The following is a 15,562-nucleotide window of genomic DNA, read 5'->3' as shown; positions in this document are numbered from 1 at the left end:
ACTTCCCCACTCATTTCCGACAAAGGACCGGCGTGTGGCCCGAATCACTCTGCCCCAGCTGGAGCGGCACCTCTTCGCCGCCGCGGACATTCTGCGCGGACGCATGGAGCCCTCCGACTACCGGGACTACATCTTCGGGATGCTGTTCCTCAAGCGAGCATCGGACGAGTTCCAGCCTGAATGGGCTCGCGTCTACCAGGAGCGGTTGACGGAGACGGGCAGCAAGACAAAGGCGCTGCAACGTGCCGACAGCCCGGACTACTACCCGCACGTCTTCTACGTCCCGCCACGCGCACGCTGGTGGACGGGGCCGCACGTGCTCGATCCCGCGCATCCGGAGAAAACCGTCCCGGGCATCGAGGGGCTCACTGCGGAAACCCGGGGTCCGGACGGCAATCTCATGAAGGTGGGAGAGTACCTGGACATAGCGCTCGTCGCCCTCCAGGACGGCAACTCACGGCTGTCCGGCGTCGCCTCGCACATCCAATTCAACGCGATCGCCGGCAATAAGTCCCGCTTCACCCCGAGCGAACTCCTCGCGCTGATCAGGCATTTCAGCCTCTATCGGCTCCGCAACGAAGACTTCGAGTTTCCCGACATGCTGGGTGCAGCGTACGAGTACCTCCTCGGTCGGTTCGCGGATTCCGCCGGCCAGAGCGGCGGGGAGTTTTACACGCCGCGGTCGGTGGTACGGATGCTGGTGCGTCTCGTCGACCCGCGGCCGATGGACAGCGTCTACGACCCCTGCATGGGTTCGGGCGGCATGCTCATCGCCGCCCGCGAGCACGTCGAGGAGCATGGCGGCAACCCCGATCAACTCGGCATCAACGGCCAGGACCGCAACCCCGCGTCCTGGTCGATGGCCAGCATGAACATGGTGCTGCACGGCATCCGCAAGTTCGACCTCCAGCACGGCGACACCCTCACCGAGCCGCTTCACCTCGACGAGAACAAGCGCCTGTCGACGTTCACCAAGGTGCTTTCCAACCCGCCCTTCTCCCAGCCGTATGACAGGGCGCAGGTGGCGGCCGCCGACGAATTGCACGGAACGCGCATGCGGTGGGGCTGGGCACCAGAGAAGGGCAAGAAGGCCGACCTGATGTTCGTTCAGCACATGGTGTCGGTGCTGGAGGAGCGGGGCGTGGCTGCCGTCGTCATGCCGCACGGGGTGCTCTTCCGTGGCGGTAAGGAGAAGGAGATCCGAGAGGAACTTCTTCGCGACGACTGCGTGGAGGCCGTGATCGGCCTCGGCCCAAATCTCTTCTACGGCGTCGGTATCCCGGCATGCGTCCTCATCCTGCGCCGCCCACGCCGAAAGCATCCCGACCGCAGCAAGAAGGTCCTCTTCATCAACGCCGACCGTGAGTTCACGGTCGGCCGTAACCAGAACGAGCTGGGCCCCGAGCACGTCGAGAAGATCGTAACGGTGTTCCAGAAAGGAACACCAATTCCGGGCTACTCCCGATGGGTCGAGAGGGACGATCTACTCGCCGAGGGAGCCAACCTCAACATCCGCCGTTGGGTGGACAACTCGCCGCCCGCAGAGCCGCAGGATGTACGAGCGCATCTGTACGGCGGAGTACCGGTCGCGGAGGTCGCGGCGCAAGCCGAGCTGTTCGGTGCATACGGGGTCGATGCGTCGACGTTGTTCGCTTCCCGGGCCGACGATACGGACTATTACGACTTCCTGCCTGAAGGGCAAGAAGCCACAGTCAATCGCATCGCGGAACAGGCCGCAGCAAAGGAAGCCTCGCTGCGGACCGCGTATGCAGAGTGGTGGACAAAGGACTCGATCCTCTTCGGCAAACTTGCCAAGGACGGGAAGTTGATGGACCTGAGAGCTGGGATGCTTGCGGGATTCACCGAATCGATCGGGAGCGTAGGCGTCCTCGACGAATACCGCACGGCGGGCATCATCGCCGACTGGTGGACTCACGCACGCTACGACATGAAGGCTCTGGCAGCAGGCGGCTTCGGTCGGGTTCTCGAAGGCTGGGTCGACTCGACGGAGGCGATCGTGAGGCCTGCAGAGGGTTCGGTGAGCTCTGGATCCGCCCAGAAGACGAAGATGACGATCTCGGCTGCCGACCGCCGGCGCGCGATGGACCAGCCAGTCGTCCGTCACCTCATTCCGCACTTCCTCAAGCAGTACGCGATAGTGGAGGCTGAGGTCGCGGCGGCCGAGGCGGCGTATAAGGAGGCAGCTGACGCGGTTGCCGCGGCGAAGCCGTCGGTGGACGACGGCGAGGACGACGGCTCCTCCATGGAGGAAATCGCCGAACCGGTCTCGCCCGAGAAACTGGCCCGCCTGGAGGGCGAGTTAACGTCCTGCCGGAAGACCCGGACGGCCGCGACGAAGAAGCGCAAGGCACTGGATGATCACTTCTTGCCCGAGCTGATGGCGGCGATGGAACAGGTCCTCTCGGACGACCATCGAACCCGCGAGGTCGTTCTGGCCGTGGTGGACGAAGACTTGACGAGGCGGCTCGGCGCGGCGGTCGCGGTGGGGAGGCGCGAACTGACAGCAGTGTTCCGACGGTGGGGGGAGAAGTACTCGGTATCGTTGTCCGAACTGGAGGAAGCCAGCAAGGTGGCCCAGGGAGCGCTGGAGAATTGGCTCAAGGAGCTGGGTTATGCGCGGTGAAGTCTCACTAGGTTCGTTGCTGGCACGGGTCGAGACTGGTTGGAGCCCGGCCTGTGATGCGTACCCGCCGGCTGTCGATGAGTGGGGCGTCATCAAGGTAAGCGGGGTAACTTCAGGAAATTTTGATCCCAACGAGGCAAAACGATTGCCAGCCAGTCTGCAGCCCCGCCAGCATCTGGAGATTCAGCCCGGCGATGTCCTCGTTGCGCGGGCCAATGGTGCTCGGTCGTTGGTTGGCGCTGTGTGCCAGGTGGGACCCACGCGCCGGAAGCTCATGCTTTCGGACAAGATTCTACGCCTCATTCCGGACGGCAACCTTGCCGAATCCGCTTTTCTAGCTATTCTGCTCCGTTCGGCGGGCGTCCGCCAGCAGATCGGAAACCTTCTAAATGGCGGGACTGGGCAGAACAACATCTCGCAGATGGACCTGAGAGAACTCGTTGTCCCTGACGTTTCCTTGACGGAACAGCGCAGGATCATCGCCATGCATGCCGCCTTCGAGCGGCGGATTGGATCTGTAAAAGGGGTACTCGGCAAGCTGCGAGTTGCCGAACAAGCCCTGTCTACACAGGCGCTGACACCCGCCCAGCGCAACGAGTGGGACCGGGTCCCCTTGGAGTCTGTCGCTACCGTGGCAGCTGGTGTCACACTCGGCTCCGAGCCCGTGGGCGGCGGAACCGTTGTACTGCCATACCTGCGTGTCGCTAACGTGCTGGACGGCCGCATCGACACGACTGATTTGAAACAGGTCCGGATTCTCAGCACGCAGTACGCGCGGTACGCCCTCAAGCAGGGTGATCTGCTCCTAACGGAGGGCGGCGATCTCGACAAACTTGGTCGAGGCGCAGTCTGGGACAGCCGCATCGAACAGTGCCTGCACCAAAACCACGTATTTCGGGTGCGCTGCCGGGAACGCCTGATGCCGGACTTCCTTGCGTTGTACACCGCTTCGGCCGCAGGTCGCGCCTATTTCCAGCGAGTCGGCAAGCAAACAACCAATCTCGCATCTATCAACTCGACTCAGGTGAAGAAGATGCCGGTTCCTGTGCCGCCGATGGATGAGCAAGAGCGCCTACTCGGGCCGATCTGGGCAGTCCGGAAGCGGGCTGAGGTGCTCGGAAAACAGATCACCAAAATTCGTACGGTGCAGCGCGGCATTGTCGAAGACCTGCTCGCCGGCCACTCAAAAGCGTCCGACGCCTGAACGCCGGCCTTAAGCCTCACACCCGATCGAACGCATCTGGCAAACTCTCGCCTGGAAGTAGAGTGGCCCGTACGCTGCAGGACGACACTTGAGCGAACGATGAGGGTGGGATTTGGCGTTGAGTGGGGAGCACAACACAGAGACGCAAAGTGCGTCGGAGTACGCGGGACCAGAGTACGTCAACACCGAGAAGCCGCTGATCGAGCAGCTGATCGAGCTTGGGTGGGAACACCTGGAAGGCGCCCCTCCTGGCAGGCCCGTCGGCAGCCCGGCACCATCCAAGCGGGCGACCTTTGACGAGGTCGTATACGAGGAGCGCTTCCGGAACGCCGTGGCGCGGCTCAACCCGGCTCCCAAAAGCAGCGACACCTGGCTGACCGCCGCCCAGCTCAACCGTCTTCTCGCCCTCGTGCTTGGTACCGCCCCAGGCCAAGGCCCGGCCGAGCGCGGCGTCGCAGCCAACCTCGCGGTGACCAAACTCTTGCGCGACGGCGTCAACGCCCGCACCTTGCCAGGGTGGAAGAAAGGCGACCCCGAGCACGTCCAGCTCGTCGACTGGGAAGGGGAGAACGGCGGGCGCAACGACCTGTTGGCCGTCAGCCAGTTTCGCGTGGACCGGAAGGACTCGTCCCACGTCACCCCGGATCTGGTGCTGTTCGTCAACGGGCTGCCCTGGGTGATCATCGAGTGTAAGGCGCCGCTAACATCCGGAAGCGACAGCAGGGCCGCCCTGGACGACGCCGTCGGCCAGGTCTGCCGCTATGCGAGCCTGGAATCCCCGGTACCCGTGCCCGAGTTCACCCGCTATGCGCAGGTTCTCATCGGCACCGATCGCACGTACGCCGAATTGGGCTCCGTCACCTCGACTCCCGAGTACTTCACTCCGTGGCGTACGACCGAACCCGCATCCGCCGACGGCTGCGATACCGACATGGCCATTCTCACCGCCGGCGTACTTACCCCGGCCCATCTCCTCACCCTGGTGCGAGACTTCACCACCGAGCGCGGGCAGGGCGAACGTACGCTCAAAGTCGTCGGCCGCTACCAGCAGTTCCGGGCGGTACTGAGGCTCGCCCGTACGCTGCGGGAACGTACAGCGTCGATCGCGGCGGGACATGACGCCGGCCAGCGGGGCGGAGTCGTCTGGCACACCCAGGGCTCCGGCAAAAGCCTCACCATGGCTTTCCTAGTGCGTCACCTCAGGAGCAACCGCGAACTGAAGGGACACAAGGTCGTCGTCGTCACCGACCGGATCGACCTTGAGAAGCAGATTCTGGAGTCCATGGCCGCGGCCGAGGAGACCGTCTACCGGGCCGACGGAGTCGCGGACGCTCGCGCGCAACTCGCGGTACGGGTACCGGACGTCGTCCTGGTGATGCTCCAGAAAGCACAGCGTGACGACACCGCCGGTGACGGGCGTGAGGAGAGCCTGGGGACCGAGGGCGGCAGCGAGGACGCCCGCGTACAAACCCGGGCTGCGAACCCCAGCCCGCACATCGTGGTCCTGGTTGACGAGGCGCACCGCGGCCAGGACCGTTGGTTGCACGCCCGACTGCGCGCCCTGCTACCGAAAGCCGTCCTCATCGGTTTCACCGGCACCCCCATCATCGGCGGCGCGCGCAAGAAAACCGAGGACATCTTCGGGTCGCTCGTCGACACGTACACGCTACGCGACGCGGAGCAAGACCGGTCTGTCGTTCCAGTGCGCTACGAGGCGTACGAAGTACCGCTGGAAGTGGTCGAGAAGGCGACCCTGGACGCCAAGTTCGATGAGCAAGTGCCCGCCGAACCCCAGCAGCGCACGCGCGTGCTGCGGAAGTTCGCGCGCCAGCGAGAGATCCTGGAAGCGCCTTCGGTGATCGCGGACAAGGCCGACTACATGCTGCGGCACTGGGCGATCAGCGCACTGCCCGACCGGTTCGGCGCCCAGCTTGCGGCGGTGTCCCGGCGCGCGGCCGTGCGCTATCGGTCTGCCCTGCTCGCAGCTCGCGACCGGTTGGTCGCTCAGCTCGACGCGCTCGATCCCGTCCTGCGCCACGACCCGACAGCGATGCTCGGCGCCGATGAGGAGACACGCAACCTCCTCACCGTGCTGCCGCATCGTGACGTCCTCGCCTCCATCGATGTCGCTGTGGTGATCCACGGCGACAACCGGAAAGATCCCCGAGAATGGCGGGACTGGACTTTGAAGTCCCGGCAAGACGCGTACATCAAGCGTTTCAAGGCGGGCCTCGGCGACCCACTCGACGCCGCTATCGACCCCTCGTGGGACGTAGACCCACATAGCATGGCCGGCCAGGGGCTTCCCTCGCCCAACGCGCCCATGACTGACGTTTGGCTGACAGGAGACGCCGTCGGCGTGGGAGACGGCAGCCGAGAGGGTGCCGACGGTAGCGCCCGGGAAGCCACCGAGCCGCTGGCCTTCCTCGTCGTTCAGTCGATGCTGCTCACCGGCTTTGACGCACCCGTCGAACAGGTGCTCTACCTGGACTGCGCCCTCTCGGGGGTGGGCCTTCTTCAAGCTGTGGCCCGCACCAACCGACCCTATCCACGCAAGAGGTGGGGGCTGGTCGTCGACTTCATTGGCATCGGTCCCGAACTGGCGCGCTCCCTGCACGCGTACGAGCAGCACCACCTGCGTGAGGTCTACGGCTACCAGAACGTCACCGTCGACCACCTCAGCCCGGACTTCGAGGGAACGCAGCCCACCGGTGACGGCCTACTCCTCCAGGCGGATGCCGCCGCCGATCGGCTCCTCCAAGACCTGCACGGCTCCGTCGCCCGCTTCCTCGAAGGGCGAAACCTGGCGTCGTACGACGCACACGGCTCGGTCACCCTCGCCGACAATCAACGCCGAGAGGACCTTCTCGACCTGCTTGCCGACCCGTTGGAGCGCGGCGAGTTCGACGAATTGGCGCGCGACTTCCTTGAAGCACTCGGAGCCGTCCTGCCTCGGCCATACGCACTCGTCTACGAACAACTCGCAGGCCACCTCGGAGAGGTTCAGTACCTCGCACGGCAGAGGTACTTGGACGGGCGCGACGAGTTCAGCCCGCGCCGGTACGCGGCGAAGGTGCGCAGGCTCATCGCCGACCATCTTCGGGTCACTGGCGTCGAGCTGCGGATTCCCCCTGTGGAGTTGACCGCGCCCGACTTCTTCGAACGCGTCGACGCCAACCAGGACGCACGCGCCAGGACCCGCTACATGGTGAGCCGGCTTCGAACGCACATCACAGCCAACATCGGCGCGGACCGGGCTCGCTACGAACTTTTCAGCCGCCGGCTGGAAGAGATCGTCCAGCGGATGCACCAGGACTTCGAGCAGGCCGCGACCGAGCTCGCACAGCTTGTCGGTGACGTCACCGAGGACGTCGAAGACTCGGGGCCAAGTCTCGACCCGCGAACCGACGGACCGGTGTACCGCTCGCTGGTGAGGGGGCTGGAGCGAATTGTCGCGATCCCTGAGCCGACGGAGGATGACCTGGCCTGGGCGGCGCACCAGCTCTCTACGGATATAGCGCTCCTTGTGAGAAACCCGCACTTTCCCGCTCAAGCCGATGCGCGCAACGACGTGCGCAAAGAACTCCGCCTCAAGGTGGCCGAACACCTCCGCGTGGAATGGGAGAGGACCGCCGACATGGCGGCGGAGCTTCTGGAACTCGCCGTGGAGCGATGCGACGACTTCCGGCGCTATGGGGCATGATCACATCGGTGGGAGTGGCGCGGGCGGCTTCTGTCGGTGCCTGATGGTACGAATGCCACGTGAGCACGACCGTCCAGTCCGCCCTCGCTTCACTTCCCATGCCAAGGGAGTGGAGGTGGCATGTGGTCGTCCGACCGCGGCGTCGGACGCTGGGAATCGAGATCCAAGAGGACGGCGGTCTGCTCTTCGCGGTACCACCGGACGCCGATCCGCAGGCAGTCGCCGAGGCTGTACGTACCCGGCTGTCACGCCTCGCCGATGAGGTCGGGCGGCGTAAGCGTAGCGGAGGACAGCCGATCAAGGAACTGGTGGGCGGCGCAAGCTTCGCGTACCTCGGGCGGCATCATCGGTTGAAGGTTGTGGCCGCCGAGCCCCATCGGCGAGTGCGATTGCATCAAGGTTGGCTGGAGCTTCCCGACACCGGATCCTCGCAACAGGGTGCTCGCTTGCTCGCCGAGTGGTACGCCGCGCGAGGCAGTCGATGGGTGACCACCCGCGTGGCGCCCTTGGCCGAACGCACAGGCGTCACCCCGAGAGAAGTGACCGTCCGAGATCTCAGCGAGCGCTGGGGAGCTTGTGAACCAGACGGTTCGATCGCACTGCATTGGGCGCTAATGCAGTTGCCAGCGAGTTTGGTGGACCTGGTTCTCGTCCACGAACTGACGCATCTGAAGGTCTCAGCTCATGGTGCCGCGTTCCGGCGCAGAATGCGCATGGTGCTCGGAGACCTGGAGTCGTTGGAGCGCCGTTTTGCAGAGGCCGAGCCAGATCTTTGGCGAGGAGCCGTCTGAATTCTCACACGTTGAAGCGGAACTCGACCACGTCGCCGTCGGTCATGACGTAGTCCTTGCCCTCCATGCGGACCTTGCCCGCCGCGCGGGCGGCCGCCATCGAGCCGGCGGCCATCAGGTCGTCGTAGGAGACGATTTCCGCCTTGATGAAGCCGCGCTCGAAGTCCGTGTGGATGACGCCCGCGGCCTGGGGGGCCGTCGCGCCCTGGGGGATCGTCCAGGCGCGGGACTCCTTCGGGCCTGCCGTCAGGTACGTCTGCAGGCCGAGCGTGTGGAAGCCCGCACGGGCCAGCGAGTAGAGGCCCGGCTCCGGCTGGCCGACCGACTCCAGGAGCTCGCGGACCGACTCCTCGTCGTCCAGTTCCAGCAGCTCCGCTTCGACCTTCGCGTCGAGGAACACCGCGTCCGCCGGGGCGACCAGCTTGGTCAGCTCCTCGCGGCGGGCTTCGTCGGTGAGGACGCCTTCGTCGGCGTTGAAGACGTACAGGAACGGCTTCGTCGTCAGGAGGCTGTGCTCGCGAAGCAGTTCGAGGTCGACGTCCTTCTGAGCCGAGAAGAGCGTGCGCCCGCTGTCGAGGATCTCCTTCGCCTTCTGCGCGGCCTCGAGCGCGGGCTTCGCTTCCTTCTTGGTCCGCGCTTCCTTCTCCAGCCGCCAGACGGCCTTCTCGAGGGTCTGCAGGTCGGCCAGGATCAGCTCGGTGTTGATCGTCTCGATGTCGCTCAGCGGATCGATCCGGCCGTCGACGTGGATCACGTCCGGGTCGTCGAACACCCGGATGACCTGGCAGATCGCGTTGGCCTCACGGATGTTCGCGAGGAACTTGTTGCCCAGCCCGGCACCCTCGGAGGCGCCCTTCACGATGCCCGCGATGTCCACGAAGGACACGACCGCCGGGACGATCTTCTCCGACTTGTGCAGCTCGGCCAGCTTGTCCAGCCGGGGGTCCGGCAGCGGGACCACGCCGACGTTCGGCTCGATCGTCGCGAACGGGTAGTTCGCGGCGAGCACGTCGTTGCGGGTCAGCGCGTTGAACAGGGTGGACTTGCCGACGTTGGGCAGGCCGACGATACCGAGGGTGAGGCTCACGACCCCGCAGTCTACGTGGCTGCCCCGGTCGGGCCCCACGCACCCAACGCCGCGTCGGATTTCCGCCAGCCACGGCGCTGACCTGCTGGCATGCTCGAATCCATGGTCACGACAACCGAAGCGCCGGCGCTCTGGCGCGACGTCGAACGCTGCTACCGCGTGGTCACCGCCCGCGACTCGCGCTTCGACGGCCAGTTCATCATGGCCGTCCGCACCACCGGCATCTACTGCCGCCCGTCGTGCCCGGCGTCGACGCCGAAGGCGCAGAACGTCCGCTTCTTCCCGACGTCGGCGGCCGCGCAGGCCAACGGCTTCCGCGCCTGCCGCCGCTGCCTGCCCGACGCCGTACCCGGCTCGCCCGACTGGAACGTCCGCGCCGACCTCGCGGCGCGGGCGATGCGCCTGATCTCGGACGGGACTGTGGAGCGCGAAGGTGTCCCCGGCCTCGCGCGCCGGCTCGGTTATTCGGAACGTCAGCTCGGCCGGGTCCTGACCGCCGAACTCGGCGCGGGCCCGCTCGCCTTGGCCCGGGCGCACCGCGCCCACTCGGCGCGGCTGCTCATCGAGCTGTCCGAGCTGCCGCTGACCGACGTCGCGTTCGCGGCGGGGTTCTCGAGTGTGCGGCAGTTCAACGAGACGATCCGCGAGGGGTTTGCGACAACGCCTTCGCAGCTTCGCGCTTTCGCGGCTTCACGACGGGGGCGCCACGGCGACGTGAGCGGGACGCGCCTCAGCCTGCGCCTGCCGTTCCGGCCACCGTTCGACGCTCTGGGCCTGCTTCGGTTCTTCGCCGACCACGCGTTGCCGGGGGTAGAGGTCGTCACTTCGGAGTCCTACGCCCGGTCGCTGTGGCTCGCCCACGGCACCGGCGTCGTCCGGCTGACGCCGCGACCGGACCACGTGCGCTGCGAGCTGGTGCTCACCGACCTGCGTGACCTCGGCAGCGCGGTCAGCCGGGTCCGCCGCCTCCTCGACCTCGACGCCGACCCGGCGGCGGTCACGCGCGTACTCGGCGCCGACCCGGCGCTGGCCCCGCTGGTGGCGGCGGCGCCGGGGATCCGGGTGCCAGGCACGGTAGACGGCGAGGAACTGCTGCTCCGCACCCTGCTCGGCGACGAGGTGCCCGGCTCGCTCGGCCCGCTCGGGTCGCTCGGGTCGCTCGGGTCGCTCGGGTCATCCGGGGTACTCAACTCGCTCGGAGCGCCCGGTCCGCTCAGCTCGCCTGGGGTGCTCGGCTCTCCCGGAGCGCCCGATCCGCTCAGCTCGCCGGGGGTGCTCAACTCGCCCGGAGCGCCCGATCCGCTCAGCTCGCCGGGGGCGCTCAACTCGCCCGGGTCGCTCGGCCAGCTCAACTCGCCCGGAGCGCCCGGCCCGCTCAGGGCGTTCGACTCGCTCCGTTCGCCCAGCACCCTCGGCGGCCTCGGCGAGGAGATCCCCGGCGAGTGGGGCGTCACGCGGCTCTTCCCGGCCACGGCCCAGCTGGCGGCCACCGGCCACCCCGTCGCGGTCGCGCTGGCCGAGGGGCGGCTCGACGTGCACGTCGGCCGGGATGCCGCCGACCTGCGGGCGGAGCTGCTGGCGTGCCCGGGGATCGACGCGTCGACCGCGGACTACGTGCTGATGCGCGTCCTCGGCGCCCCGGACGTCCTGCTCGTCGAGGACGCCGCGGTCCGGCACGGCGCGGAAGCACTGGGCATCGCTCCGGAGTCGTTGCCGGAGCACGCGCGCCGGTGGACCCCGTGGTGCTCCTACGCCAGCAGATACCTCCAGCGCGCCGCCGGCTGAGCCGCGTCAGCCCTGCTCGCCCTGCCACAGCAGGGCCTGGGCCACGATCACCTGGTCGCCGTCGAACGTCGCGGCCGGCGAGCCGTGCAGGCGGTAGCCGAGCTCCAGTGCCTCGCTGACGCGGTGGCAGAACTTCGCGTCGTCGGGGCCGGTGAGCAGGCGGTAGCGGGGCAGGCCGTTCGGCGGCTGGTCCGTCATGGCTTCATCTTGTCCGAGCGATCAGCCGGCGCGCACCTCCAATGTCGAGCCCGTGCGGGACTTGCGGACCCGCAGCCGCGTCGGGATGCGCTGCCGCAGTTCCTCGACGTGCGACACGAGGCCCACCACCCGGCCGCCGGCTCGCAGCTCGTCGAGGATGTTCATCACGACGTCGAGCGTTTCGGCGTCCAGGGTGCCGAAGCCCTCGTCGACGAACAGCGTGTCCAGCAGCGCGCCGCCGGTCTCTCCCGCGACGACGTCGGCCAGCCCCAGCGCGAGAGCGAGCGACGCGAGGAAGGATTCGCCGCCGGACAGCGTCTTCGCCGGGCGGATGGTGCCCGAGTAGTCGTCCAGCACGTCGATGCCGAGCCCGCCGCGGGTGCCGCGCGCGCCGGCCGCGTCCGAGTGCACGAACGAGTAGCGCCCCTGGCTCATGGTGCGCAGCCGGTGTGTGGCCGCGACCGCCACCTCTTCCAGCCGCGCCGCCAGCACGTACGACCGCAGCGACATCTTCCGGCTGTTCTGCCCGCGCCCGTTGACGACCTCCGCCAGCGCCCGCAGTTCGGCGTACGCCGCTTCGGCCGGCGCCAGCCCGGCGAGCGCCTTCCGCAGCAGGCCGGCCAGCCTCGTCAGCTCCTCGTGCTGCGCGGCGGCCACCCGCAGCGCCGCGTACGCCGAGTCGGCCCGCGCCCGCGCCAGTTCGGCCGCGTCGGCCGCGCGGTCGACGTCCGCGACGTCGTCCGGCGAGATCCCGAACAGGTCCGGCTCGGACAGCAGCGCCCGTGCCCCGGCCGCGGTCGCCTCGGCTTCGGCGATGCCCTGTTCGAGCTTCTCGATCTGCTCGTCCGGCAGCATCGCGGCCCGCGCCTTCTTCAGCGACGTGAACCCCTTCGCCGTGACCGCCGCTTCGACCAGCGTGCGTTGCTCGGCCACCCGTTCCCGGGCGCCGATGACCGCCGTCCGGGCCTCGGCGACTGCTTCGAGAGCCTCCGCCAGGCCGATCAGGTGCCCACGCCGGGCCGCGACGTCCGCGAACTCGCCGCGTCCGGCGACCAGCCGCCGTTCGCGCTCGGCCAGCCGTTCTTCGAGGGCGCGGACGTCGGTCGTCGCCTCGGTCGCCGCCTGCTCGGCCTGACGGCGGCGCTCGGTGCGCGCCTCGAGGTCTCGCTCCAAGAGGACGACCTGCTGCCCCAGTTTCGCCTTGCCGGCCGCTTGCTGGGTCAGCACCGCGACCGTCGACCGGGCTTCCGCCAGCTCGGCGGCGATCGACTCCGCCGTGCGCCCGGCCAGCCGTTCGAGCAAGCCGGCCAGCCGCGCCTTCGCCTCTTCGAGCGCGACCACGACCCGCTGCCGTATCGCGTCCGCCGCCTGCTCGGCTTCTTCGGCGGCCCGCTCCTCGGCCGGGTCGACCAGCTCGGCGTCCCGGTTCGCCGGCGACGGGTGCTCGGCCGACCCGCACACCGGGCACGGCGCCCCCTCCGGCAATGCGGCGGCCAGCTCGGCCGCCATCCCGTCGAGCCGCCGCTCGCGCAGGTCGAGTCGCCGCTGCCGCGCCGCTTGGTGCGTGTCGATCACCTCGCGCAGCTTCGCCTCGCCGCGTCCGACTTTCGCTTGCGCCTCGGGCAGCTCGGCCGCGTCACGCGCCGCGGCCGCCAGCTCCTCGACCTTGGCGCGGGCCCCGTCGAGCTTGGCTTCCGCCTCGGCCGCTTCGAGGGCGTCCGCCCGCAGCTTGGCCAGCCGGCCGGGGATCGCGGCCAGCTCGGCGGTCAGCTGCTCGGCCTGCTGCTGGGCCGTGACGGCGGCCAGCTTCCGGTCGTCGCGCCGCATCACGTCGATCTGCTGCTGCTCGGCTTCGGCGACCAGCTCGGCGACCGCGCCGGCCTCTTCCCGCGCGGTGGCCGCCCGCGCCTTCAGGTCACCGGTCGCGCGGGTGCCGAACTCCCGCAGGTGCCCACCGCACGCCTTCTCCGCCTGCTCGGCTTCGGCGAGTTCGGCGGCCCGGCGGTCCAGCAGGTCGGCTTCGACGGCGACCCCGGCCGCCCGCCGCGCGGCCGCGACCTCCTGCGCCCACTCGGCCCGCTGCGGCGCCTGCTCGGTGATCTCCAGGAGCCGCAGGTGCGCGGTGCGGACGCGCCGGATCTTCTCCGCGCCCGCGCGCTCTTCCTGCAGGTAGACGTCCGCGCGCTGGGCGGCCGCCCGCGCGCGTTCCTCCTCGGCCGTGACCTGCCCGACGCGTTCGCCCGAGGCGGCGAGCACGCCGGCGACCCACTCGGCGACGTCGGTCTCCGGTGGATCCTGCTGTGCCTCCTGCGCGTACCGGGCCAGCAGCTCCCGCACGTCCTGCTGCCGTTTTTCCAGCTCGCGGCCGCGCTCGGCCCGCAGGTCGGCGAACCAGCGTTCGACGTCGGCGAAGCGCTCGGTGCCGAAGAGCCGCTCGAGGAGCTTCTCGCGCTCGGCGGTGTCCGACCGCAGGAACCGGGCGAACTCGCCCTGCGGCAGCAGCACCACCTGGAAGAACTGCGCCGCGGTCATCCCGAGCAGCCGCTCGACGGTGCGTGCGACCTCCTCGATCCGGATCAGGCCCTCGGGGGCCAGGCCGGCGGGCGCGGTGCCGATCCAGCTCAGGGACACCCGGGCCTGCTGAGTGGTCGTGCCCTCGCCGCGCCGCTTAGGCCGCTGGTACTCCGGGTTGCGCACAATCTTCAGCCGGTGCCCCTGCACGGTGAGCTCCAGCGCGACCTCGGTGACCTGGTCGGAATCGGCGAGGTCGCAGCGCAGCCGCTTGGCTTCGTTGCGGGCGCCCGGGACCACGCCGAACAACGCGAACGCGATCGCGTCGAGCAGCGTGGTCTTGCCCGCCCCGGTTTCGCCGTGCAGGAGGAAGAGACCGTCGGCGCCGAGCACGTCGAAGTCGACCACTTCGCGTGCGCAGTACGGCCCGAAGGCTTCGACCTCCAGCCTGTGCAGCCTCATTTCGCGAGGGCCCCCCGGTCGGCCGCTTCCAGTGCCTTGAAGAGGAGCTGCTCTTCGCTCTCGGTCGGCGGGGCGCCGCGGCAGTCGTCGAGGAAGCTGCGCGAGATCTCGATGTCGGACCGGCCGCGGACGGCTTCGGAATAGCGCAGCGGGGCGCCGTCGTGGCCGCCCGCGGGCTCCCACTCCAGGTGCACCGCGTACGGGAACCGCTCGCGCAGGCGCCGCATCGCGTCCACCGGGCGGACCCGGTCGGTGACCGTGACCGAGAGGAAGTGGCCGAGGTGGACCTCGTGCGCCGGGTCGTGCAGGAGGTCCTCGATCTCGCCGCTGATCGTGGCGAGCGCCCGGGGCACCGGCAGCTCGTGCCGGCGCACCTCGCCGAGGCCACCGGCGTCCACGTCGACCAGCCAGACCGATTTCCGTTGGCGCGCTTCGGAAAACGAGTACGCCAGCGGGCTGCCGGAGTAGCGGAGGTGCTCGGCGAGCGTCTGCGGGCCGTGGAGGTGGCCGAGGCCCACGTAGTCGACGCCGTCGAAGACCGAGCCGGGCACCTGCTCGACGCCGCCGACCGCGATCGTCCGCTCGGACTCGGTCGGTTCGCCGCCGGTGACGAACGCGTGCGCGAGCACGACCGACCGCACGCCCGGCCGGGTGGCGAGGTCCGCGCGGATCCGGCGCATGGCCTCGGTGAGCACGCCGGTGTGGCCGCGAGCCTCCGGCACGCCCAGCGCGTGGCGCGCCGGTTCCGGTTCCAGGTAAGGGATGCCGTAGACGGCGACCGGCCCGTGGTCGTCGTCGAGCAGCACCGGTTCGGCCAGCCCGCCGACGGTGGTGCGCAGGTGCAGGCCGCCCGCCGCGGCGAACTCCGCGAAGGCGCCGAGCCGGGGCGCGGAGTCGTGGTTTCCGGGCGTGACGATCAGCTGGGCGCCGGCCGCGCGGATCCGGGCGACGGCCGCGGTGGCCACCCGGACCGCCTCGGCGGAGGGCACCGCGCGGTCGTAGACGTCGCCTGCCACCAGGACGGCGTCGATCGCCTCGCCGGCCACGAGGTCGGCGAGGTGCCCGAGCACCGCTTCCTGTTCCGCGAGCAGATCGGCGCCGTGGAACGTGCGGCCGATGTGCCAGTCGGAGGTGTGCAGGAATCTCACGGAAGCCAAGGTACGACCCGGGTCCGACG

Annotated in this window: 9 protein-coding genes; 5 read left to right on the top strand and 4 right to left on the bottom strand. The window is 68.8% G+C overall.

What is annotated here, in order from left to right:
- Nucleotides 1-34 precede the first annotated feature (34 nt).
- The 4 genes from AB0B33_RS00160 to AB0B33_RS00145 all read left to right on the top strand — a co-directional run bounded on the left by AB0B33_RS00160 (nucleotide 35) and on the right by AB0B33_RS00145 (nucleotide 8,342).
- Nucleotides 35-2,644 (top strand): class I SAM-dependent DNA methyltransferase, encoded by a 2,610-nt coding sequence (locus AB0B33_RS00160; protein WP_360764881.1) that lies wholly within the window; start codon nucleotides 35-37, stop codon nucleotides 2,642-2,644.
- A complete protein-coding gene (locus AB0B33_RS00155; RefSeq protein WP_360764878.1) occupies nucleotides 2,634-3,848 on the top strand; it encodes a restriction endonuclease subunit S in 1,215 nt (404 codons plus the stop codon). The genes AB0B33_RS00160 and AB0B33_RS00155 overlap by 11 nt, the downstream gene beginning before the upstream one ends.
- Before the next feature lie 118 nt (nucleotides 3,849-3,966).
- Entirely contained in the window at nucleotides 3,967-7,551 is a 3,585-nt protein-coding gene (locus AB0B33_RS00150) for a type I restriction endonuclease (RefSeq protein ID WP_360764875.1), read from the top strand.
- A 59-nt stretch (nucleotides 7,552-7,610) separates the two neighbouring features.
- Complete coding sequence (locus AB0B33_RS00145) at nucleotides 7,611-8,342, top strand: SprT family zinc-dependent metalloprotease (RefSeq protein ID WP_360764872.1); 732 nt, start codon at nucleotides 7,611-7,613, stop codon at nucleotides 8,340-8,342.
- 4 nt (nucleotides 8,343-8,346) lie between these two features.
- Here the strand turns inward: AB0B33_RS00145 and ychF are convergent, their stop codons facing one another.
- Nucleotides 8,347-9,429: a redox-regulated ATPase YchF gene (gene ychF, locus AB0B33_RS00140; protein WP_360764869.1), complete on the bottom strand. Its 1,083-nt coding sequence runs from the start codon at nucleotides 9,427-9,429 to the stop codon at nucleotides 8,347-8,349.
- A gap of 102 nt (nucleotides 9,430-9,531) precedes the next feature.
- Here ychF and AB0B33_RS00135 point away from each other — a divergent pair, with 102 nt between their 5' ends.
- Nucleotides 9,532-11,214, top strand: coding sequence for an AlkA N-terminal domain-containing protein (locus AB0B33_RS00135; protein WP_360764866.1), 1,683 nt, complete (start codon nucleotides 9,532-9,534; stop codon nucleotides 11,212-11,214).
- Nucleotides 11,215-11,220: 6 nt separating this feature from the next.
- Here AB0B33_RS00135 and AB0B33_RS00130 read toward each other — a convergent pair whose 3' ends face one another.
- From AB0B33_RS00130 to AB0B33_RS00120, 3 genes are read right to left on the bottom strand one after another with little or no spacing between them, the layout of a single operon-like run.
- On the bottom strand, nucleotides 11,221-11,412 hold the full coding sequence (locus AB0B33_RS00130; RefSeq protein ID WP_125312655.1) for a DUF1737 domain-containing protein: 192 nt from the start codon (nucleotides 11,410-11,412) through the stop codon (nucleotides 11,221-11,223).
- A gap of 21 nt (nucleotides 11,413-11,433) precedes the next feature.
- A complete protein-coding gene (locus tag AB0B33_RS00125; protein WP_360764862.1) occupies nucleotides 11,434-14,385 on the bottom strand; it encodes an SMC family ATPase in 2,952 nt (983 codons plus the stop codon).
- Entirely contained in the window at nucleotides 14,382-15,533 is a 1,152-nt protein-coding gene (locus tag AB0B33_RS00120; protein ID WP_360764859.1) for an exonuclease SbcCD subunit D, read from the bottom strand. The genes AB0B33_RS00125 and AB0B33_RS00120 overlap by 4 nt, the downstream gene beginning before the upstream one ends.
- Nucleotides 15,534-15,562 lie beyond the last annotated feature (29 nt).

This window comes from Amycolatopsis sp. NPDC049159, from assembly GCF_040648295.1.
GTDB classification, from domain to species: Bacteria; Actinomycetota; Actinomycetes; order Mycobacteriales; family Pseudonocardiaceae; genus Amycolatopsis; species Amycolatopsis pretoriensis_A.
Note: the sequence above shows the minus strand (reverse complement) of the source record. Positions and strands in the feature narration are given on the sequence as shown.

Excerpts from the sequence above, each read along its gene's own strand:
- AB0B33_RS00130 (WP_125312655.1), bottom strand. The coding sequence starts at position 11,412 with ATGACGGACCAGCCGCCGAACGGCCTGCCCCGCTACCGCCTGCTCACC.
- AB0B33_RS00135 (WP_360764866.1), top strand. The coding sequence starts at position 9,532 with ATGGTCACGACAACCGAAGCGCCGGCGCTCTGGCGCGACGTCGAACGC.
- AB0B33_RS00125 (WP_360764862.1), bottom strand. The coding sequence starts at position 14,385 with ATGAGGCTGCACAGGCTGGAGGTCGAAGCCTTCGGGCCGTACTGCGCA.
- AB0B33_RS00155 (WP_360764878.1), top strand. The coding sequence starts at position 2,634 with ATGCGCGGTGAAGTCTCACTAGGTTCGTTGCTGGCACGGGTCGAGACT.